The 20,771-nt window shown below is 64.3% G+C and carries 17 protein-coding genes and 1 tRNA gene; 13 read left to right on the top strand and 5 right to left on the bottom strand.

Annotated features, from left to right (window positions below; translation table 11 throughout):
- The first annotated feature begins 1 nt into the window (after window position 1).
- The 7 genes from rpoB to FZP69_RS03310 all read left to right on the top strand — a co-directional run bounded on the left by rpoB (window position 2) and on the right by FZP69_RS03310 (window position 8,805).
- Entirely contained in the window at window positions 2–1,849 is a 1,848-nt protein-coding gene (gene rpoB, locus FZP69_RS03340; protein WP_152039956.1) for a DNA-directed RNA polymerase subunit B, read from the top strand.
- 42 nt (window positions 1,850–1,891) lie between these two features.
- Complete coding sequence (locus tag FZP69_RS03335; RefSeq protein WP_152041494.1) at window positions 1,892–4,825, top strand: DNA-directed RNA polymerase subunit A'; 2,934 nt, start codon at window positions 1,892–1,894, stop codon at window positions 4,823–4,825.
- The gene (rpoA2, locus tag FZP69_RS03330) at window positions 4,818–6,128 is read left to right on the top strand and encodes a DNA-directed RNA polymerase subunit A'' (protein WP_152039955.1); all 1,311 of its coding nucleotides are present in this window, start codon (window positions 4,818–4,820) and stop codon (window positions 6,126–6,128) included. Before FZP69_RS03335 ends, rpoA2 begins: the two co-directional genes overlap by 8 nt.
- An 18-nt stretch (window positions 6,129–6,146) precedes the next feature.
- Window positions 6,147–6,581 carry a NusA-like transcription termination signal-binding factor gene (locus FZP69_RS03325; RefSeq protein WP_152039954.1) on the top strand — a complete coding sequence of 145 codons (435 nt, stop codon included), beginning with the start codon at window positions 6,147–6,149 and terminating at the stop codon, window positions 6,579–6,581.
- Between the two features lie 102 nt (window positions 6,582–6,683).
- Entirely contained in the window at window positions 6,684–7,574 is an 891-nt protein-coding gene (locus FZP69_RS03320) for a mechanosensitive ion channel family protein (protein ID WP_152039953.1), read from the top strand.
- A 191-nt stretch (window positions 7,575–7,765) separates the two neighbouring features.
- On the top strand, window positions 7,766–8,194 hold the full coding sequence (locus FZP69_RS03315) for a 30S ribosomal protein S12 (protein WP_103424116.1): 429 nt from the start codon (window positions 7,766–7,768) through the stop codon (window positions 8,192–8,194).
- The gene (locus FZP69_RS03310) at window positions 8,191–8,805 is read left to right on the top strand and encodes a 30S ribosomal protein S7 (protein ID WP_152039952.1); all 615 of its coding nucleotides are present in this window, start codon (window positions 8,191–8,193) and stop codon (window positions 8,803–8,805) included. Before FZP69_RS03315 ends, FZP69_RS03310 begins: the two co-directional genes overlap by 4 nt.
- Window positions 8,806–8,883: 78 nt before the next feature.
- On the opposite strand, the gene FZP69_RS03305 is transcribed toward FZP69_RS03310, so the two are convergent.
- On the bottom strand, window positions 8,884–9,810 hold the full coding sequence (locus FZP69_RS03305) for a hypothetical protein (RefSeq protein WP_152039951.1): 927 nt from the start codon (window positions 9,808–9,810) through the stop codon (window positions 8,884–8,886).
- 313 nt (window positions 9,811–10,123) lie between these two features.
- Window positions 10,124–10,876, bottom strand: a complete 753-nt coding sequence (locus FZP69_RS03300; protein ID WP_152039950.1) for a DUF5781 family protein — start codon at window positions 10,874–10,876, stop codon at window positions 10,124–10,126.
- A 379-nt stretch (window positions 10,877–11,255) separates the two neighbouring features.
- Between FZP69_RS03300 and FZP69_RS03295 the strand changes: the two genes are divergently transcribed.
- From FZP69_RS03295 to FZP69_RS03270, 6 genes are all read left to right on the top strand, one after another.
- Window positions 11,256–13,442, top strand: a complete 2,187-nt coding sequence (locus tag FZP69_RS03295; RefSeq protein ID WP_152039949.1) for an elongation factor EF-2 — start codon at window positions 11,256–11,258, stop codon at window positions 13,440–13,442.
- Window positions 13,443–14,017: 575 nt separating this feature from the next.
- Window positions 14,018–14,638 (top strand): amino acid-binding protein, encoded by a 621-nt coding sequence (locus tag FZP69_RS03290; RefSeq protein ID WP_152039948.1) that lies wholly within the window; start codon window positions 14,018–14,020, stop codon window positions 14,636–14,638.
- Window positions 14,635–15,597, top strand: a complete 963-nt coding sequence (locus FZP69_RS03285) for a homoserine dehydrogenase (RefSeq protein WP_192918442.1) — start codon at window positions 14,635–14,637, stop codon at window positions 15,595–15,597. The genes FZP69_RS03290 and FZP69_RS03285 overlap by 4 nt, the downstream gene beginning before the upstream one ends.
- A 303-nt stretch (window positions 15,598–15,900) precedes the next feature.
- Entirely contained in the window at window positions 15,901–17,166 is a 1,266-nt protein-coding gene (gene tuf, locus FZP69_RS03280) for a translation elongation factor EF-1 subunit alpha (protein WP_152039947.1), read from the top strand.
- 3 nt (window positions 17,167–17,169) lie between these two features.
- Window positions 17,170–17,478 (top strand): 30S ribosomal protein S10, encoded by a 309-nt coding sequence (gene rpsJ / locus FZP69_RS03275; RefSeq protein WP_103424097.1) that lies wholly within the window; start codon window positions 17,170–17,172, stop codon window positions 17,476–17,478.
- A gap of 184 nt (window positions 17,479–17,662) precedes the next feature.
- Window positions 17,663–17,734, top strand: a tRNA-Ala gene (locus tag FZP69_RS03270).
- Window positions 17,735–18,013: 279 nt separating this feature from the next.
- On the opposite strand, the gene FZP69_RS22335 is transcribed toward FZP69_RS03270, so the two are convergent.
- From FZP69_RS22335 to FZP69_RS03255, 3 genes are all read right to left on the bottom strand, one after another.
- Complete coding sequence (locus FZP69_RS22335; protein WP_192918441.1) at window positions 18,014–19,582, bottom strand: type I restriction enzyme HsdR N-terminal domain-containing protein; 1,569 nt, start codon at window positions 19,580–19,582, stop codon at window positions 18,014–18,016.
- A gap of 64 nt (window positions 19,583–19,646) precedes the next feature.
- The gene (locus FZP69_RS03260; RefSeq protein WP_152039946.1) at window positions 19,647–19,946 is read right to left on the bottom strand and encodes a DUF7508 domain-containing protein; all 300 of its coding nucleotides are present in this window, start codon (window positions 19,944–19,946) and stop codon (window positions 19,647–19,649) included.
- Complete coding sequence (locus FZP69_RS03255; RefSeq protein ID WP_152039945.1) at window positions 19,947–20,567, bottom strand: hypothetical protein; 621 nt, start codon at window positions 20,565–20,567, stop codon at window positions 19,947–19,949.
- Window positions 20,568–20,771: the final 204 nt, after the last annotated feature.

The following is a 20,771-nucleotide window of genomic DNA, read 5'->3' as shown; positions in this document are numbered from 1 at the left end:
CATGGCTCAAGCACGAGAAGCGAAGGTATACGTCAACGGTAGTCTGATCGGAACCCATCCGGACCCGGACCAGCTCGCAGCGGACATCCGCGAGGCACGCCGACGGGGCGACGTCTCCCAGATGGTGAACGTCTCCGTCAAGGATCGGACCCGCGAGGTCATCATCAACGCCGACGCGGGACGGGCCCGCCGACCGCTCATCGTCGTCGAACAGGGCGAACCCATGCTCGACGACGAGCACGTCGAGGCGGTCGAGAACGGCGAACTCCGGTTCGAGGACCTCGTCAACCGCGGCCTCATCGAGTTCATCGACGCCGAGGAAGAGGAGGACATCCTCGTCGCCGTCGACGAGGAGGACATCGAGTACTACCCCGACTCGGACAAACAGGACACGACCCACCTCGAGATCGACCCACAGCTCATCTTCGGTATCGGCGCCGGGATGATCCCCTACCCCGAACACAACGCCTCGCCCCGCATCACGATGGGTGCGGGGATGATGAAGCAGTCGCTCGGGCTCCCGGCCGCCAATTATCGGATCCGGCCCGACACCCGCCAGCACCTCCTGCACTACCCGCAGCTGGCGATGGTCAAGACCCAGACGACCGAGCAGATCGGCTTCGACGAACGACCCGCCGCACAGAACTTCTGTGTCGCAGTCATGTCGTACGAGGGGTTCAACATCGAGGACGCGCTCGTGATGAACAAGGGCTCCGTCGAGCGCGGACTCGCCCGCTCGCACTTCTTCCGCACGTACGAGGGTGAAGAGCGGCGGTATCCGGGCGGGCAGGAGGACCGCTTCGAGATCCCCTCCCAGGACGTCCGTGGGGCTCGTGGCGAGGACGCCTACACCCACCTCGACGAGGACGGCCTCGTCAACCCCGAGACGGTCGTCGACGAAAACTCCGTCCTGCTCGGCAAGACCAGCCCTCCGCGGTTCCTCGAAGAGCCGGACGACATGGGCGGGCTCTCCCCACAGAAGCGCCGCGAGACGTCGGTGACGATGCGTTCGGGCGAGTCCGGCGTCGTCGACACCGTGACCCTGATGGAGGGCGAGGACGGCTCCAAGCTGGCGAAGGTCTCGGTCAGGGACCAGCGCATCCCCGAACTCGGCGACAAGTTCGCCTCCCGACACGGGCAGAAGGGCGTCATCGGCCACCTCGCCCCACAGGAGGACATGCCGTTCACGGAGGACGGGGTCGTCCCCGACCTCGTTTTGAACCCGCACGCGCTTCCCTCGCGGATGACGGTCGGCCACGTACTCGAGATGCTCGGCGGGAAGGTCGGCGCGCTCGAGGGCCGTCGCGTCGACGGCACCGCCTTCCAGGGCGAGGACGAGTCGGAGCTCCGCAACGCGCTCGAGGAACACGGCTTCAAGTCGTCGGGCAAGGAGGTCATGTACTCCGGCGTCACCGGCGAGAAGATCGAGGCCGAGATCTTCGTCGGCACCATCTTCTACCACAAGCTCTACCACATGGTGTCGAACAAACTGCACGCCCGTTCGCGCGGGCCGGTGCAGGTGCTCACCCGCCAACCCACGGAGGGCCGTGCCCGCGAGGGTGGGCTCCGCGTCGGCGAGATGGAGCGCGAGGTGCTCATCGGCCACGGTGCCGCGATGGCGCTCAAGGAGCGCCTCCTCGACTCCTCCGACAGAGAGGACGTCTACATCTCCGCCGACACCGGCATGGTCGCCGTCGAGGACGTCGACCAGCGCCGCATCTACGACCCCATCACCGGCGACGAGGACAACATCCACGAGATCGAGGTGAGCTACGCGTTCAAGCTCCTCCTCGACGAGATGGTCGCGCTCGGCATCCGTCCGCGGCTCGAACTCGAAGACGCAGTCTAGCTCCGCTCCACGCACCCCCACAACACTACACAACACATGTCAATGCAGACACCCAAGGAACTCGGCGGGATCCACTTCGGGCTGATGGACCCCGAGACGTACCGCGACATGTCCGCCACGAAAGTGATCACGGCGGACACGTACGACGACGACGGCTACCCCATCGACATGGGGCTGATGGACCCGCGACTGGGCGTGATCGACCCCGGCTTGCAGTGTCGGACCTGCGGCCAGCACTCGGGGTCGTGCAACGGCCACTTCGGCCACATCGAACTCGCCGCGCCGGTGATCCACGTCGGCTTCACGAAGCTCATCCGGCGGCTGCTCCGGTCGACCTGTCGGGAGTGCGGGCGACTCGCGCTCACCGAGCAGGAGCGCGACGAGTACCGCTCGCAGCTCGAACGGGCGAGGGAACTGGGCGAGGACCCCAACGACGCGCTGAAGGCGGCGGTTCGGCAGGCACGCAAGGCGAGCGTCTGTCCGCACCCGGACTGTAGCGCCCCCCAGCACGACATCAAACACGAGAAACCCACGACGTACTACGAGGTCCAGGACGTCCTCGCCGCGAACTACTCCGAGCGCATCGCACAGGCGATGCAGCCCGACCCGGACGACGAGGACGACCGCGGCGTCGCCCCGCAGGAACTCGCCGAGGAGACGGGCCTCCCGCTCGATCGGGTCAACGAGATCCTCTCGGGGACGTTCAGACCGAAGTCCGACACCCGCAAGAAGCTGGAGAAGGCGCTCGGGATCGACCTCACCGAGGAGGACATGAACAAGCTGATGCCCTCCGACATCCGCGACTGGTTCGAGGACATCCCCGACGAGGACATCGCGGTCCTGGGAGTGGACGCCGAACGTGCCCGGCCGGAGTGGATGATTCTGACCGTGCTGCCGGTCCCGCCGGTCACCGCACGACCGTCGATCACGCTGGACAACGGCCAGCGCTCCGAGGACGACCTCACCCACAAGCTGGTCGACATCATCCGCATCAACCAGCGGTTCATGGAGAACCGCGAGGCCGGCGCGCCGCAGCTCATCATCGAGGACCTCTGGGAGCTGCTGCAGTACCACGTCACCACGTTCATCGACAACGAAATCTCGGGGACGCCGCCGGCACGCCACCGCTCCGGTCGACCCCTCAAGACGCTCTCTCAGCGACTGAAGGGCAAGGAAGGTCGCTTCCGCGGCTCCCTCTCGGGGAAGCGCGTGAACTTCTCTGCCCGGACGGTCATCTCGCCGGACCCGACCCTCTCGCTGAACGAGGTCGGCGTCCCCGAACGTGTCGCCCGTGAGATGACCCAGACGATGAACGTCACCGAGCGGAACATCGACAACGCGCGGCAGTTCGTCCGCAACGGCCCCGAGGGCCACCCCGGCGCGAACTACGTTCGACGGCCCGACGGCCGCCGACTGAAGGTGACCGAGAAGAACTGCGAGGAGCTCGCCGAGAAGGTCGAACTCGGCTGGGAGGTCAACAGACATCTGATCGACGGCGACATCGTGATCTTCAACCGACAGCCGTCGCTGCACCGGATGTCGATCATGGCCCACGAGGTGGTCGTGATGCCGTACAAGACCTTCCGGCTGAACACGACTGTGTGTCCGCCGTACAACGCCGACTTCGACGGCGACGAGATGAACATGCACGCGCTGCAGAACGAGGAGGCGCGTGCGGAGGCGCGGGTGTTGATGCGCGTCCAAGAACAGATCCTCTCCCCCCGGTTCGGCGAGAACATCATCGGCGCGATCCAGGACCACATCTCCGGCACGTACCTGCTGACCCACGAGAACCCGCAGTTCTCGGAGACGCAGGCGCTCGACCTCCTGCGGGCGACGAGCATCGACGAACTGCCCCCGGCGGAGGGTGAGAACGAGACCGGACCGTACTGGACGGGTCGACAGCTCTTCTCGGAGCTCCTGCCCGACGATCTGAACCTCGAGTTCACCTCGTCGGCGGGCGACACGGTCGTCATCGCGGACGGACAGCTCGTCGAGGGCACCATCGACGAGGACGCCGTCGGTGCCTTCGGCGGCGAGGTCGTCGACACGATCACCAAGGTGTACTCGAAGACGCGCGCCCGCGTGTTCATCAACGAGGTGGCCGCGCTGGCGATGCGGGCGATCATGCACTTCGGCTTCTCGATCGGGATCGACGACGAGTCCATCCCGGAGCCGGCGAACCAGCAGGTCGACGAGGCTATCGCGTCGGCGTACGAGCAGATCCAGGAGCTCATCGAGGTGTACGAGCAGGGCGAACTCGAGTCCCTGCCCGGAAGAACGGTCGACGAGACGCTGGAGATGAAGATCATGCAGCGGCTCGGGAAGGCCCGCGACTCCGCCGGCGAGATCGCCGAGGACCACTTCACCGACGACAACCCCGCCGTGATCATGGCACGGTCGGGCGCGCGTGGGTCGATGTTGAACCTCACGCAGATGGCCGGCTGCGTCGGCCAACAGGCCGTTCGGGGCGAGCGGATCAACCGCGGTTACGAGAACCGGACACTGAGTCACTACCAGCAGGACGACCTCTCCGCCGACGCCCACGGCTTCGTCGAGAACTCCTACCGTGCGGGGCTCACCCCGCGGGAGTTCTTCTTCCACGCGATGGGTGGCCGCGAGGGGCTGGTCGACACCGCCGTCCGGACCTCCAAATCCGGCTACCTGCAGCGGCGACTCATCAACGCCCTCTCCGAACTGGAGGCGCAGTACGACGGCTCCGTCCGGGACACCTCCGGAACCGTGGTCCAGTTCGAGTTCGGCGAGGACGGCACCTCGCCAGTGAAGGTCTCCTCGAAGGAAGAACACAGCATCGACGTCGAGAACATCGCCGACCGCGTCATCGAGGCCGAATTCGCCTCCGAGGAGGAGAAGGCACGCTTCCTCGGCGAGTCGGAGCCGCCGACGAACCTCTCGGAGTACGCGGGACCGGGACTCGACAAGGCACAGGGGCTGGGGGTGGAGTCGGATGACTGACCACGACCCTGCCGGCGAGTACGAGTACGTCACCGAGGACATCGAGGTCGTCGTCGAGGACACGGAGCTCCCGCGCCGACTGAAGACGCAGGTGTACGAGGTCATCGAACGCCGCGAGGGCGTGACCGTCGAGCAGGCCGACGAGATCGCCCGTGCCGCGGAGACGCAGTACCTCGACACGCGCGTCGACCCGCTCGACCCCGTCGGCACCGTCTCGGCGCAGTCGATCGGCGAGCCGGGGACGCAGATGACGATGAACACGTTCCACTACGCCGGCGTCGCCGAGATCGACGTGACACAGGGGCTGCCGCGCCTGATCGAGCTGGTGGACGCGCGGAAGACGCCGGACACGCCGATGATGACGGTCTACCTCGATCCGGATCACATCGAGCAGCGCATCGAGGAGGTCGACGACCCGGACTACTCGGAGCGCGACGTGGCACACGAGGTCGTCTGGCAGATCGAGTCGACGCGGATCCTCGCGCTGGGTGACGTCTCGACGAACGTCGCCGACATGCTCGTCAACATCGACCTCAACGAGGACACGCTGCGCGAGCGGTGGCCCACTGCCGACGACGTCGAGACGGTCGCGGAGGAGATCGCCGACGAGATCGAGGACGCGCTGGGCGTCGAGACCTCGCGCGTGGGAACGGTCATCGAGTTCGGCCCGAACCAGCCGTCGTACCGCCAGCTCCTCCAGCTCGTCGAAGAGCTGCGCGACATCGTCTTCAAGGGCATCGAGGAGGTGTCCCGTGTGGTGATCCGTCGCGAGAAGACGGACGACCCCGACGGCGAGGAGTTCGTCCTCTACACGGAGGGGTCGGCGTTCGGCGACGTCCTCACCATCGAGGGCGTCGACGGCACCCGCACGACATCGAACAACATCCACGAGGTGTACCGCCAGCTCGGCGTCGAAGCCGCCCGCGAGGCGATCATCAACGAGACGATGGAGACCCTCGAAGAGCAGGGGCTCGACGACGTGAACGTCCGACACCTGATGCTCGTCGCGGACATCATGACCAACCGCGGCACCATCGAGTCGATCGGTCGCCACGGCATCTCGGGGTCGAAGGACTCCGTGCTCGCCCGCGCCGCGTTCGAGGTGACGGTCAACCACCTGCTGGACGCGGCGATCCACGGCGAGATGGACGACCTCGACGGCGTCATCGAGAACGTTATCGTCGGCAAGCCGGTCGCCATCGGCACCGGCGACGTCGACCTGCGGATGGGGTCGATCGACGCGTCGGACGCCGGCGTCGAGCCCGACGTGCTCGGTGCGGAACCCGAGGCGTCCGACGACTGACAGGGACGAAGACTCAGCATGCGCGTCACCCTCTCGGACACGGCCCGCCGGTACATCGCCCTCTTCGAGGACGTGACGGGCGCGACCGCCCGCGACTGTCTCGTCCACGGCGACGAGGGGGAGAGCGAACGGGTGACGTTCCTCGTCGCGGCGGGCGAGATGGGACAGGCCATCGGACCGGGTGGGCGGCGTGTCCAGCGGCTCGAGGAGAAGCTCGGCCGGGAGATCACGCTCGTCGAGGACGCCGACACGCCGGAGGCGTTCGTCGCGAACGCGCTCGCACCCGCGGTCGTGAGACACGTCACGGTCTCCGAACAGAACGACCGCGTGGCGTACGTCGAGGTCGATTCGGCCGACAGAGGCGTCGCCATCGGCGTTGACGGGCGAAACATCCGAACCGCCCGCGAGCTCGCCCGGCGACACTGGGAACTCGACGACGTCCAGTTGACGTAGTCGGCGCGAACGAGGGGCTCGAACGCCGACCCGATCATCCCGCCGACCACGGAGGAGGTGTCGGATTGACACTTTTTTACCGTCTCGAATCGCAGGGGAATTATGACACCGACTCTCCCTGCACAGCTCCCGCAGGGGATACCGACCGATTTCACGGGGATCGAGGACCTCGCGCTCCGCATCCTCGGCTTCTTCGCCGCGGTGCTCGTGGTGTACGTCGTCGGGCGACTGCTCGTCGTCCCCACGGTGACCCGACTGGTCCGGTCGCGGAACCGGAACAACCCGACGATCGAGACGGCAGCCGAGACGTACACGCGCCTGGTCGTCGTCGGCGTGGCCATCGTGGCCGGGATCGTCGCCGCCGGGTTCGGTGACGTGTTGACCGACGCGTCCATCGTCATCGCGGCCGTCTCGCTCGTCGTTGGCGCGGCGAGTCAGGACGTCATCGGCTCGCTCGTCTCGGGGCTCTTCCTGGTTGCGGATCCGGACTTCAACGTCGGCGACTGGATCGCCTGGCCCGGCGGCGAAGGAATCGTCGAGGCCGTCGACTTCCGCGTCACCCGCGTGCGGACGGTGAACAACGAGACCATCGCCGTCCCGAACACGGAGCTGACGACGAACACACTCACGCGTCCGTACGGACGGGACCGGTATCGGGTCACCGAACAGCTCGAGGTCTCCTACGCGGACGACGTCGAACACGCGCTGATGACGCTCGTCGAGACCGCCCGCGAGGACGACCGGGTGCTCGACGATCCGGCACCGAACTCCCGTATCGTGGCGTTCGGGGGGACGGCACCCACCCTCCAGGCCGAGTACTGGGTGTCGGACCCGATGGACGTCAACCTCGTCGAAGTCCGCTCGGACTTCCGCCGTCGGGTGAAACGCCGGTTCGACGAGGCGGGCCTCACCTTGGGGCCACCGTCGACCCACGAACTCTCGGGTGATCTCGGCGTCGACGTGGACCCCCGCGACGGGACGGTGGGAGGCTGAGACCGACCCCTGTCACGAGACGAGACGAGTTCTCGGGACCGTTCGTCGTCTGCGCGTCGCACAGAGCGCGTAACGACAGCGGACAAAACAGCCTCAGATCCCTCCTCGAGTGGTTCTACGGGGCGCTGCGGGCGTCTCGCCGGATGCAAAAGAGGAGGCTTAAGTAGCTCCGTCGGGAACTCAGGGGTACTATGGCGAACGGCAAGTACGCCGCGCGCAAACTCAAGCAGGACCGCCAGCAGCGACGGTGGTCCGACTCGAAGTACGCGCGGCGCGAACGCGGTCTCCGGAAGAAGTCCGACCCGCTGGAGGGGGCGCCGCAGGCGCGCGGCATCGTCCTCGAGAAGGTCGGTATCGAAGCGAAACAGCCCAACTCGGCCATCCGGAAGTGCGTCCGAGTTCAGCTGATAAAGAACGGCAAGCAGGTCACCGCCTTCTGTCCCGGCGACGGTGCCATCTCGTTCATCGACGAGCACGACGAGGTCACCATCGCGGGGATCGGCGGCGCGAAGGGCCGTGCGATGGGCGACCTCTCGGGCGTGAACTACAAGGTCGAGAAGGTCAACGGCGTGTCGATGATCGAACTCGTCCGAGGAAACGCGGAGAAGCCCGTCAGATGAGCGAGTCGGAGTCCCCCGAACCGGACGCCCCCGCCGACAGCGAGGAGGCGCGTTCGAACGCACTCCTCTTCGGCGTGTGGGACGTCTCGGAGATCGAGTACACCGACCCGAGCACGAAGCGGTACATCACGGTGACGCCCATCGCCCACACGATGGGACGGCACGCCTCCAAGCAGTTCAAGAAGTCGGAGATCAGCATCGTCGAGCGGCTGATCAACCGGCTGATGCAGACCGAGGAGAACACGGGCCACAAGCAGAAGACGACGAACATCGTCCGCGAGGCGTTCGAGATCGTCCACGAACGCACCGAGGAGAACCCCGCACAGGTGCTCGTCACCGCGGTCCAGAACGCCGCGCCCCGCGAGGAGACCGTCCGGCTGAAGTACGGCGGTATCTCCGTCCCGCAGGCCGTCGACGTCGCCCCGCAACGGAGAGTCGACCAGGCGCTGAAGTTCATCGCCCAGGGAACCCGGCGTGGGTCGTACAAGTCGAAGCAGAGCGCCGCCGAGGCGCTCGCGAACGTCCTCATCGGCGCGGCCAACTACGACATGCAGTCGTACGCCATCAGCCAGAAGGAAGAGCGCGAGCGCGTCGCCGCCGCGGCTCGCTGATTCAGTCTCTGTCTTTCGGTTTCTCGCATCCGGAGAGCGACGAGTGTATCCCGAAGGGGCGAAAGGGACCGATCCCGCTCAGGAGTCCGTCTCTGACGACCCCGCTCCCGTGATGGCCGTGATTTGATCGACGGCAGCCGGCACCATACGCTCGGAGTAGCCCGCAGCGAACCCGACGGCGATGTACACCGCGGGGAGGGGAGTCGCCTGCGCGAGGAGCTCTATCCCCAGGAGAAAGTAGAACAGCCCGGCTGCGATGCCGCCGACAACGCCCCGGGCAGCAGTGATGTGTATCCGTTCGATCATCCGAGAGAGCTGCGTCGAGAGTGGCTGGGTGCGGAGCGACCGCATCCCGAAGATCGACGCACCAACGACGCCCGCGAGAACGACGAAGACCGCGAACCCCACCGAGCGTACGTCGTTGGAAGTGGCCGCGAACGGTGAGACCAGTCCGTCGACACCCGCCTCCGCGAGGGCAGCCAGAACCAAGAACGCCACCCCCGACCCGAGTCCGAGGAACATCAACTGCTCGAACTGCGTCAGGAGGGAGCGACGCAACAGGTGGACGTCCTCGTGTCGCTCGTGGATGAGACGGTGGGCCTCGGCGAGCGCGTCCACGTTCGGTACCCTCCGGTCGGCGTCATCGTCGACGGTCAACAACGCTTCGACCGAGCGAAGACGCCACCCCACCAGATCCTCACGCGCCTGTTCTAGGAGGAGTCGGGACTGCGTCTCGATACGTGGATTTACGACGGTCCCCTCGGGAGTTGTCCGGTCGAACACGTCGAGACCCCGGTAGCTGACCCGCTCTGCAGCGTGGAGGAGCCGCCAGCCGGCTCCGATCCGGCCCTCCTCGAGCGCAGTCCGTGCCGCAGCCAGTAGCTCGTCACACTCGTCGGCCCAGAACAGTTCCCTATTCGGGTCGGTCCGCCGGACGTCCTCGACGAAGACCTCGAACTCGTGGTCGAATACCGGGAGTCGGTTCCGGAGCCACACGGACCCCATACTATCACGGTGACCGACGTGCCGGAAGACCGACGTCCAGAAACTCGATTCCCCCCTGGTATCGGGTGTACTCACCGAACCCATACGACCGATTACGCGACCACACGACAAAGAGCCAGTGTGCCGGGTATCGCTCACAGAGTTGACGATCCCTCCCGGGTCTGTATGGCCCTACTCGGCTCGTGAACAGGTGTCAGTAGACGGGTTTGGACGCCCAGCAGCGTCGACTCTCACGGCACCCGTGTCCCGAAGAGAGAGAGACACTCATCGGCCGACCGTCGGTCCGTCCAGTCGTCCGGCTGATCGTCACAGATCAGTCCGCCGCCTGCTGGCTCGGGATGCAGTACTCCCGCGTCACATCGACCAGCGCCTTGCGGTAGTCGCTCTCGGTGGGGTCGTCGGCGAGCGAGGCGAAGTGAGATTTGAACCGGTCGAGCCCCACCTCGGGCGCGTCGTCGGCGGCGGCGTGAGCGAGGTCGTAGAGGCGGTGGTCGGGGTCGAGGAGGTCGTGGCGTTCACAGAGCGCGAGCGCGAACGCCGCGTTCACGGCAGTGATCTCGGGATCCGCCGCAGGGGAGATGCGCCGGGAGTCGGGACGGGGGGCGACCGGGCGATCCGAGAGCGCCGCCGCCAACTGCGACTCGAAGAAGAGAACGAGTTTCTCGGCGGGGGCGACCGAGAGGGTGAGGTCGTCGGCGTAGATGTCCTTCATGTGGTTGGCGATCTGGTAACAGTGGGCGAGTTTGCGCCGTTCGACGGAACGGCCGGCGAGCGCTAAAAAGAGCGCCTCCTCGGTCTGCTGGACGTGAGACGGGTGGGACTCCTCGTAGCGCGCCATGTGGGCGAGTTCGTGCAGCGCGAGTTCGCGCGCCATCGCGCTCGTGGCGGCCTGTCGGGAGATGTTGAGCACGTGGTGGTCGGGGTAGTGGCCCGCCCAGGTACGCTCGTCGGGGTCGTCGCGGATCTGGACTCTGACGGGCAGGTCGAGGGAGAACTCCGTCTCGAACAGGTCGGCTGCGCTCAGAAACGGGTCCGGTGGGCCGGACCCGAGCACTCGGATATCCATGCGTATCGGTACCAAGGTCTGGGGGCGTATGATTCTTCCCCTCCCGATAGTTCGCGAGACCAAACAGGCGGTCGACCGTCGGGACCGGCCACGGTGGAGGTCGGATATCAGTCGCTGGCTTCGCCACAGGCCGAGAGGATCTGTCGTAAGGCAGTGCCACTGTTGCGGCCGAACGATGCAGAAACCCCGATAACCAATTACGACAGACTCCGTGACTGCCCGCTTTCGGTGGCGACGTGCTGCCGACAGCGACTCGCCTCCGATGGGCACACTGTTCCGTGTCAAACACCGACATACGACGCTGAGAGTGGTCGAAACCCCGAATTTCGGCTCCGGCAAAACACTACCCTTTTGTCCCTCCTGTCGGTATGCACCTGTAATGGGCCGACGAAAGAAGATCGTACAAGAGTGCGAGAAACTGATGGACAAACCGGAGCAGATCCGGAACATCGCCATCGCTGCGCACGTCGACCACGGGAAAACGACACTCTCGGACAACCTCCTCGCGGGCGCCGGCATGATCTCCGACGAGACGGCCGGTCAGCAGCTCGCGATGGACACGAAAGAGGACGAGCAGGAACGCGGGATCACCATCGACGCGGCGAACGTCTCGATGACCCACGAGTGGAACGACCAGAACCACCTCATCAACCTCATCGACACGCCGGGCCACGTCGACTTCGGCGGCGACGTGACGCGGGCGATGCGCGCCGTCGACGGCGCGCTGGTCGTCGTCGACGCGGTCGAGGGCGCGATGCCGCAGACCGAGACCGTCGTCCGGCAGGCGCTCCGCGAGGGCGTCAAGCCGGCGCTGTTCATCAACAAGGTAGACCGCCTCATCAACGAGCTCCAGGAGGGGCCCCAGGAGATGCAGGAGCGGCTCCTCGACGTCATCTCCGACGTCAACGAGCTCATCCGCGGGATGACCCAGGACTACGAGGACCGCGACTGGACGGTGTCCGTCGAGGACGGCACCGTCGCGTTCGGTTCCGCCCTCTACAAGTGGGGCGTCTCCGCGCCGTCGATGGCCGAGACCGGCGTCGGCTTCTCGGAGGTCATCGAGATGGAGCGCAACGACCAGCGGCAGGAACTCCACGAACAGTCGCCGCTCTCGGACGTCGTGCTCGACATGGTCGCCGAGCACTTCCCGAACCCCCTGGAGGCGCAGCCCCGCCGTATCCCGACCATCTGGCGCGGTGACGACGAGTCCGAGCTCGCTCGGCAGATGCGCGAGGTCGACGACGACGGCGACGTCGTCTTCATGGCGACGGACATCTCGATGGACCCCCACGCGGGCGAGATCGCTACTGGACGGGTGTTCTCCGGCACCATCCGCAAGGGCCAGGAGCTGTACGTCTCCGGCACGGCGGGCAAGAACCGCGTACAGAGCGTCGGCGTGTTCATGGGTGGCGAGCGCGAGGAGCTCGACCGCGGCGTTCCCGCGGGGAACATCGCGGCCGTCACCGGTCTGCGTGACGCGATCGCCGGCTCGACGGTGTCGAGCGTGGAGATGACACCGTTCGAGTCGATCGAACACATCTCCGAGCCGGTGATCACGAAGAGCGTGGAGGCGACCCGGATGGACGACCTGCCGAAACTGATCCAGACGCTCCAGCAGGTCGCCAAGGAGGACCCCACCATCAGGGTCGAGATCAACGAGGACACCGGCGAGCACCTCATCTCCGGACAGGGTGAGCTCCACCTCGAGGTCATCACCCAGCGCATCCAGAAGAACCAGGGCATCCCGGTCAACACCGGCGAACCGATCGTCGTCTACCGCGAGGCGCCAACCCAGGAGTCCCGAGAGGTCGAGGGCGTCTCGCCGAACCGCCACAACAAGTTCTACATCACCGTCGAGCCCCTCGCCGAGGAGATCGTCGAGGCGATCAAGCTCGGCGACGTGGCGATGGACATGCCCGAACTGGAGCGCCGCGAGGCGCTGCAGGAGCTGGGCATGGACAAGGACACCTCCCAGGAGGTCGAACACATGTTCGGGACGAACATCCTCATCGACGACACGAAGGGGATTCAGCACCTGAACGAGACGATGGAGCTCGTCATCGAGGGGATGGAGGAGGCGCTCGAGGACGGCCCGCTCGCGGGCGAGCCCGTCCAGGGTGCCCTGCTCCGCCTGCACGACGCGCGACTCCACGAGGACACCATCCACCGGGGACCGGCGCAGGTCATTCCGGCGGTTCGTGAGGCCGTCCACCGCGCGCTCATCGACGCCGAAGTCCGCCTCCTCGAACCGATCCAGGACGTCCGCATCGACGTTCCCTCGGAGTACATGGGTTCCGCCTCCGGTGAGATCCAGGGTCGCCGTGGCCGCGTCGACGACATGTACCAGGAGGGCGACCTCATGGTCATCGAGGGCATCGCCCCCGTCGAAGAGATGATCGGCTTCTCGAGCGACATCCGTTCGGCGACCGAGGGACGTGCCTCCTGGAACACCGAGAACGCCGGTTTCCGCGTCCTCGCGGACAACCTCCAGACCGAGAAGATCACGGAGATCCGCGAGCGGAAGGGGATGAAGCTCGAACTGCCGCCGTCGGTCGACTACATCTGAGCCGGGACGCACAGTCCGAGTCGGCCCGGATCGGTCAGTTCCGCGACGCCGCGGACGCACTCGCCAGCGGCGTCGGCCCGCGTCCGTCGTGGGTGCGATCACGGTCACGACGCCCCATCCTCTCGCGACGGCCCCGGACAGACGTTCTGTCGGTAGCGACACCCCCGGAGTCACGGCTGCGGAGCGAACGGCGACTTCGACCGGCCCGAGAGAGGCGGCGCGTGCACGCGGATCGGTCCGGGGCTCGGCGGGGTTCGACGACGGACACGGGTTCGACGACGGAACCACAGAACGGGCAGACGAACTCGCGCGTGACCGATCGGCCCGAGTCAGCACGTCACGTGACGCCTGGGCTCCGACGGAGTGAGCCGACGACCGCGCGGGCACGGGAAACCGACCGTCCGCTCGCGGTCCGCAACCGACGGAAGCTTATACCGCGACGGAGAACACACCGCTACCATGCGAACGGGTACGCATCCCCCGAGACGCATCGGCACGGAGCGACGACTCCTTGGCTCCCTGCCGGGGACAACAGGGGGAAGCTGTCCCGTCACGCGTCTCGAGGGGGTGAGCCGATGACCGAGCCCGTCGAGGCCGACGCGACCCACGAGGGGGCTGCGGGTGGCGCGACGTCCGAGAGCGAGCCGGACGGCTCCCGGGAGACGGAGACCGACGGCGGGGAACGGCCTCAGGCGCATACGGTTCGGCTGGAACTCGTCGACGAGCCGGGCCAGTTGCTCGCCGCGCTCAGACCGATCTCCGACAACGGGGGCAACCTCCTCTCGATCTTCCACGAACGGGGGAACATCACGCCCCGCGGACGGATCCCCGTCGAGGTCGACCTCGAGTGTCCACCCGATCGGTTCGAGGGGATCGTCGAGGCACTCAGACAGGAGGGGATCAACGTCATTCAGGCGGGTGCGGAGCGATACGGCGAGGAGCTGACCATCCTGCTCGTCGGCCACCTCGTCGACACCGATCTCTCCGACACGCTCCACCGTATCGAGGAGTCGACCGAGGCGTCGCTGTCGGACCTGTCGCTGTCGGCACCCGAGGGGACGGACCAACCCTCGAGCGCACGACTCCGACTGGCGACCCGAGCGGGGAAGACCGAGAGGGCGCTCGCGACGGTCCGCGAGATCGCTGCCGAGAAGGACCTCCACCTCGTCGAACCGCTGACGGAGGGTGCACAGTGAGCCTGCGACTCGCGGTGCTCGGCGCTGGCGCCGTCGGCGGGAACGTCGTCGACCTCGCCGCCGAGTATGGACACCGGGTGGTCGCATTCGCGGACTCCTCGTCGGCGGTCGTCGACGGCGAGGGGATCGACGGCGACGCGGCACTCGACCGGAAAGAGCGGGAGGGAGTCGTCGGCGACGCCGACCCCGCCGACGTCCTCGCAGCCGACTACGACGTGCTCGTGGAGGCGACGCCGACGACGCTCGGCGACGCCGACCCCGGCTTCTCACACTGCCGGAGCGCGCTCGAACGCGACCGGCACGTGGTGCTGGCGAACAAGGGACCGGTCGCGGAACGGTACCGCGACCTCCGGGCGCTGGAAGCCGACAGCGAGGGTCGCGTGTTGTTCGAGGCGACCGTCGGTGGGGCGATGCCGGTGCTGTCGACCATCGACGACTACGGCCCCGCACACATCTCCGCGGCGCGCGGCGTGTTGAACGGGACGGCGAACTTCGTCCTCTCGCGGATGGCCGCCGAGGGACTGGGCTACGAACACGTCCTCGCCGAGGCACAGGATCTCGGCGTCGCCGAGGCGGATCCGTCCTTCGACGTCGAGGGGACCGACGCGGCGCTGAAGTGCGTCATCCTCGCGAACGTGCTGAGCGACGCCCGCGACGGACGGGAGTTCTCACTCGAAGACGCGGACGTCGAGGGGATCAAGGAGATTCCGGGGAGCGCGCTCGAACTCGCCACGGAGGACGGCCGGACGATCCGGCTCATCGGAGAGGCGACACCCGAGCGGGTCCGGGTCGGTCCGCGACTGGTTCCGCAACACGGCGCACTCGCCGTGACGGGGACGCAGAACATCGTCCAGCTGGAGACCGAACACGCCGGCCAGCTGAACGTCAGCGGGCGCGGTGCCGGTGGTCCCGAGACGGCTACGGCCGTCCTGGCGGACGTCGGACGGCTGGATCGATAAAACGAGCCGACCGCGACCGGGCGCGACCGAGCAGGGACCCTCCTGCGTCCGTGGACGCGAACGTCTCGCCGAGGAGCACGCGTACGGGCGAATCGACAGGAGGAGACGCGTTGTGAGCGAGCACCGGACCCCGTCCGACCAGTCGACACGGCAGAGCGGACCGAGTGGTCGCACCCCGTGACGTGTGCGGATGGGTCACAAACCGCCCGACAGCGCCGGAATCGGCCGTGTAGCGTATCGAAATCGTTTTACCCCTTACAGGCAAAAGTGCCCTACAGAGCGCCTTAGCGCGTGACTTCATCCATGAGTGACAAACCGCATCAGAACCTGGCCATCATCGGCCACGTTGACCACGGAAAGAGCACACTGGTCGGCCGCCTCCTGTTCGAGACCGGCTCCGTCCCGGAGCACGTCATCGAGCAGTACCGAGAGGAAGCCGAGGAGAAGGGCAAGGGCGGCTTCGAGTTCGCCTACGTGATGGACAACCTCGCCGAGGAGCGCGAGCGTGGTGTCACCATCGACATCGCCCACCAGGAGTTCGACACGGACGAGTACTACTTCACCATCGTCGACTGCCCGGGCCACCGTGACTTCGTGAAGAACATGATCACGGGTGCCTCGCAGGCCGACAACGCCGTCCTCGTCGTCGCGGCAGACGACGGCGTCGCACCCCAGACCCGCGAGCACGTCTTCCTCGCCCGCACGCTGGGGATCAACGAGCTCATCATCGGCGTGAACAAGATGGACGTCGTCGACTACAGCGAGGACACGTACAAGCAGGTCAAAGAGGAGGTCCAGAAGCTCCTCAAACAGGTCCGCTTCAAGTCCGACGACGCCACGTTCGTCCCCATCTCGGCGTTCGAGGGCGACAACGTCGCCGAGAAGTCCGGCACGATGGACTGGTACGACGGTCCCACGCTCCTGCAGGCTCTCAACGACCTGCCGAAGCCGGAGCCGCCGACGGACGCGCCGCTTCGACTCCCCATCCAGGACGTCTACACCATCTCCGGCATCGGGACCGTCCCCGTCGGCCGGATCGAGACGGGGATCATGAAGCCCGGCGACAACGTCTCGTTCCAGCCGTCGGACGTTGGCGGCGAAGTGAAGACGGTCGAGATGCACCACGAGGAGGTGCCGCAGGCCGGCCCCGGCGACAACGTCGGGTTCAACGTCCGCGGGGTCGGCAAGGACGACATCCGCCGCGGTGACGTCTGTGGCCCGGCCGACGACCCGCCGACGGTCGCCGAGACGTTCCAGGCCCAGATCGTCGTGATGCAGCACCCCTCGGTCATCACCGCGGGCTACACGCCGGTCTTCCACGCGCACACTGCGCAGGTCGCGTGTACCATCGAGTCGATCGACCAGAAGATCAACCCCAAGACGGGCGAGGTCGCCGAGGAGAACCCCGACTTCATCAAGTCCGGTGACGCCGCGGTCGTCACGGTCCGTCCCCAGAAGCCGCTCTCGATCGAGCCTTCGGGTGACATCCCCGAACTCGGGAGCTTCGCCATCCGCGACATGGGGCAGACCATCGCCGCCGGCAAGGTCCTCTCGGTCAACGAGCGATAACAGATGCAGCAAGCACGCGTCCGACTCGCTGGCACGAGTCCCGAGGACCTCGACAGCATCTGCGGCGACGTCCGCGAGATCGCCAACAAGACAGGTGTCAACCTCAGCGGACCGATCCCGCTGCCGACGAAGACGCTGGAGGTCCCGACCCGCAAATCCCCCGACGGGGAAGGGACGGCGACCTGGGAGCACTGGGAGATGCGCGTCCACAAGCGGCTCATCGACATCGACGCCGACGAACGCGCACTGCGTCAGCTGATGCGCATCCAGGTTCCGAACGACGTCTCGATCGAGATCGTCCTCGAGGACTGACGATGTCGGCCGTCCTCGTCTCCCGGCCCGGCCACACGGTGCGGTCGGCGTCGGGCGGACGGACGGCGGTATCGTAGAGGCGCGGCGCTAAGGCGCGCCGGTTGTCGCTCTTCGGTTGCAGACCCGGGGACGACGGCGACGGAAACAGAAGGTACAAGTCGACCCACCGACTGCGTGGGAGTGCGGGCTCGTAGATCAGTGGCAGATCGCTTCCTTCGCAAGGAAGAGGCCCCGGGTTCAAATCCCGGCGAGTCCATCATCTTCTCTGACGGTTCGGAATCAACAGACTACGGCGACCTGCTTATATACAGGACACCCTTCCGTCTGAAGAGTCCGTCAGGCTACGTGACGCGGGTCGTCGCTATCACGCGGTTTGCAAGAGTTGAGACGAGTGCAGAGTACTTAGTCGTTCTTCAGTGCTTGATGTGGAATTATGCTACTCAGCTTCAGATACTAGAAGAAAGGGGTTCCCACGGTGACCAGAACGGTGTCGGGCTATGTATTGCCAACAGGAGTAGATCACCTCGCTCTGAGTCTATGTCGTACGAAGATGATTCTGATGTGGCTCATATATTTTTCCGTTCACCCTAAGATCATGTATTAGCTCTTCGGCCTCTTCCCGGTCAAGATCAAGCTCGGATTCAAACTGCCGAAACACTCGTTCAATCGGAGCACCGAGATCTGAATCAGCGTCAATATCTGAAATGATTGATTTTGCGGCATCGAGCGTGTCTCTATCTTCAGGAGATGTTTGACGGAAGGCATCAGCATCGAATTGACCCTCTGATTTCTCTCGTTCTTTCGCAGATTGCACTAGTTCGTCCAATGAGGTATGACCGCCAACCACCGATTCTTGGGTATAGGCTGCAAGTACATCTCGATGATTGGGGAGATTTTGAAGCTTACAATCAAGCAATACTAACTCACTAGCGGAGCTGGCATCTGGATCCTTTGAAAAAAATACGTACCGTTCACCGTTTGTAAGCAGACCAAGCTGGACTTGGAAGAGGCGCATATACTTCTTGATCTGTTTGAAATGGAGATCAAGATTCTTTCCCTCCTGCTTCGCTTCTACGACGAATACAGGTGTTTCATCCTGATCAAGTAGTCCGTAATCTACCTTATCACCGCCGACTTCTGAATCAGAATACTCGAAACGAAACTCAAGGTGGTAAACGCTCCAGCCCAACAGTCGGAGGAACGGAGTGATTACCTTGCTCTGAGTCTCCATCTCGTTAAGTGTCTGTGTTCGAAGCACAGCAACCGAGCGTTGCACGAATTTCTCAAGTGCTTCGCTGTCAACTTCTCCTTTGGGTGTGTCGAGATATGGGCCGCTGTAGAGGCCGGTGTTTTCAGCTGCCAGTTTGGAAATTGAGACTCCGTCCAAATATGTGTTGTACATCGTTTTCGATTCCTCTTGCCCAATGTGCAGTACCCCGATTACTGAAACTCGGTCTCCGGTTGCCACCTGTCCAGCAATGTCGTCTTCTAAAACAACCTGTAATTCACCATTAGCCTTTACGTCTGCCTCTGGTAGTGGAACCAGGGTGGCGGTTTGACGATCAATGAACTCGGATTTATCATAGTTGATGTCGAACGGCCCCTGTCTCTCGCAACCCTGACACTCATGTGGTTCTTGGAAGCCAGTACGGTGCTGTGGGAGGTAAGTCATAGTTCCACACCTTTGGCACTCGAAAGCGGCCTCAGTTACACTTGCATCCACATCGGAGGCTGCGTCCACGTATCCACGAACCGTTACGAGTTTACCAAGGAGGTCATCATCGACTCGGACATTACCAGGCTCAATAGTACTCTCCTCTGGGACATTGGTCAGTCGCACATGAGCCTGATCGAGTGAAACATCCGCTGGTAGGTCATAGAGACGGAGGGCTTTTTCCGCATACCGCTGCATCTGGATCGGCTTGGTGAGGTAATCCTCTGCAAGGTCAGAATCAAATGCGTGTAGGTCATCGTAATCTACGTACAGAGACCGTTGTTCGTGTGGATATCGATTGGTGAGGCAATCAATTTCATCATCGTAGTTCTCACGGTAGAATTGAATGAGATACTCAGTGAATTCGTTATCTTGAGATGGTTGAGCCATATTTCTTGACAAGGGGGTAGAGTAAAATAACCTCGGCCCTGATTGGTCCGAGAAATTTCAGTTTCTAGGGTCGTGGAATCCGGTTATTCCAGGGCGGTGTCTCCGAATCCGAATCTCCGTATGCAAGCAGATGCTTACGCTCCATTCGGGTCGGACTTCCGAAGAATCCAGCCGTCTTGAACCGGAAATGGCTCGGATTACGCTTCTCAACGTGGTCCAGGAGACGGTCACGGAGATTGCTGTTAGCTTTGCCGATGTAGACCAGTTCACCGAACGATTTGAGCTCGTAGACACCCCCCTTCTCAGGGACCGTGCTGACGACGTGTTCCTTCGTCGCGTGGCTCCACTTCTTTTGAATCGGCATCTACTCGCCCTCAACTAGTTCCACCGCCTTCTCGGTGAGGCGGTAGCGGTATGCTGTGTTTCTGAAGACGATACGCCCGTAATCGTCGCGCTTGTCGGCCTCTGGGCTGTCTTCGATCGCGTCGATGGCTTTGTTCAACTTCTTGACCTGGTCACCGTGTCGGAGGTAGTCTTCGACTCCTTCGGGTGTGAGATCGAATGTGTTGGCCACCACTCGGCGGACAGTAACTCCGGACCCGTCGGCTACTGCTGGCGCGTCTCCTCCTGAGGCAGGATCGTCGTCCTGGATATGGCGGATCAGGTTTTCGATGTCGGTCTCTGCTATCTCGTCAACTTTGCCGTTGACGATATCGTCCAAGCGTTCACTGATCGCGTAGCCGGTCGGACCTGGCGGTAGGAAGCTTTCTACCACTCCGATTTCTTCGAGATGGCTCAGAGACGTGCCGATGTTATAGTCAAGCTTGAGGCGGAGTTCGTCTTCAAGATCACCCCGCTTCGCCCCGTCGTGGAGCGGGCCAAGTCCCCGCTCGTACATCGAGAGGGCGATGAGAACTTGTTCGTCTACGCTGTGCGTCTTCCGCTTCTGAGAGCGGATGAATCGATCGAGTTCCTCTTTAGTCATTCAGATTGGAACGTGTTTGCGGCATATCTCGCCCCAAAGTTACCGAAGTAACTAAGTAATAGTTGTCCGATGTGTCACTTGAAGCGCGTGTGACAGTGGCGGTCGGCGTTTGGGGGAAAGTACCTGCTCGTTGCAGCGGGCAGGCGTCTGCTGTTCCTCGAATTCGTCGGTCGCTCATTGGTTAGAGCACATAGAGATGTAGGT

The organism is Salinigranum salinum (assembly GCF_009176545.1).
GTDB classification, from domain to species: domain Archaea; phylum Halobacteriota; class Halobacteria; order Halobacteriales; family Haloferacaceae; genus Salinigranum; species Salinigranum salinum.
Note: the sequence above shows the minus strand (reverse complement) of the source record. Positions and strands in the feature narration are given on the sequence as shown.

Excerpts from the sequence above, each read along its gene's own strand:
- rpoB (WP_152039956.1), top strand. The coding sequence starts at position 2 with ATGGCTCAAGCACGAGAAGCGAAGGTATACGTCAACGGTAGTCTGATC.
- FZP69_RS03335 (WP_152041494.1), top strand. The coding sequence starts at position 1,892 with ATGCAGACACCCAAGGAACTCGGCGGGATCCACTTCGGGCTGATGGAC.
- rpoA2 (WP_152039955.1), top strand. The coding sequence starts at position 4,818 with ATGACTGACCACGACCCTGCCGGCGAGTACGAGTACGTCACCGAGGAC.
- FZP69_RS03325 (WP_152039954.1), top strand. The coding sequence starts at position 6,147 with ATGCGCGTCACCCTCTCGGACACGGCCCGCCGGTACATCGCCCTCTTC.
- FZP69_RS03320 (WP_152039953.1), top strand. The coding sequence starts at position 6,684 with ATGACACCGACTCTCCCTGCACAGCTCCCGCAGGGGATACCGACCGAT.
- FZP69_RS03315 (WP_103424116.1), top strand. The coding sequence starts at position 7,766 with ATGGCGAACGGCAAGTACGCCGCGCGCAAACTCAAGCAGGACCGCCAG.
- FZP69_RS03310 (WP_152039952.1), top strand. The coding sequence starts at position 8,191 with ATGAGCGAGTCGGAGTCCCCCGAACCGGACGCCCCCGCCGACAGCGAG.
- FZP69_RS03305 (WP_152039951.1), bottom strand. The coding sequence starts at position 9,810 with ATGGGGTCCGTGTGGCTCCGGAACCGACTCCCGGTATTCGACCACGAG.
- FZP69_RS03300 (WP_152039950.1), bottom strand. The coding sequence starts at position 10,876 with ATGGATATCCGAGTGCTCGGGTCCGGCCCACCGGACCCGTTTCTGAGC.
- FZP69_RS03295 (WP_152039949.1), top strand. The coding sequence starts at position 11,256 with ATGGGCCGACGAAAGAAGATCGTACAAGAGTGCGAGAAACTGATGGAC.
- FZP69_RS03290 (WP_152039948.1), top strand. The coding sequence starts at position 14,018 with ATGACCGAGCCCGTCGAGGCCGACGCGACCCACGAGGGGGCTGCGGGT.
- tuf (WP_152039947.1), top strand. The coding sequence starts at position 15,901 with ATGAGTGACAAACCGCATCAGAACCTGGCCATCATCGGCCACGTTGAC.
- rpsJ (WP_103424097.1), top strand. The coding sequence starts at position 17,170 with ATGCAGCAAGCACGCGTCCGACTCGCTGGCACGAGTCCCGAGGACCTC.
- FZP69_RS22335 (WP_192918441.1), bottom strand. The coding sequence starts at position 19,582 with ATGGCTCAACCATCTCAAGATAACGAATTCACTGAGTATCTCATTCAA.
- FZP69_RS03260 (WP_152039946.1), bottom strand. The coding sequence starts at position 19,946 with ATGCCGATTCAAAAGAAGTGGAGCCACGCGACGAAGGAACACGTCGTC.
- FZP69_RS03255 (WP_152039945.1), bottom strand. The coding sequence starts at position 20,567 with ATGACTAAAGAGGAACTCGATCGATTCATCCGCTCTCAGAAGCGGAAG.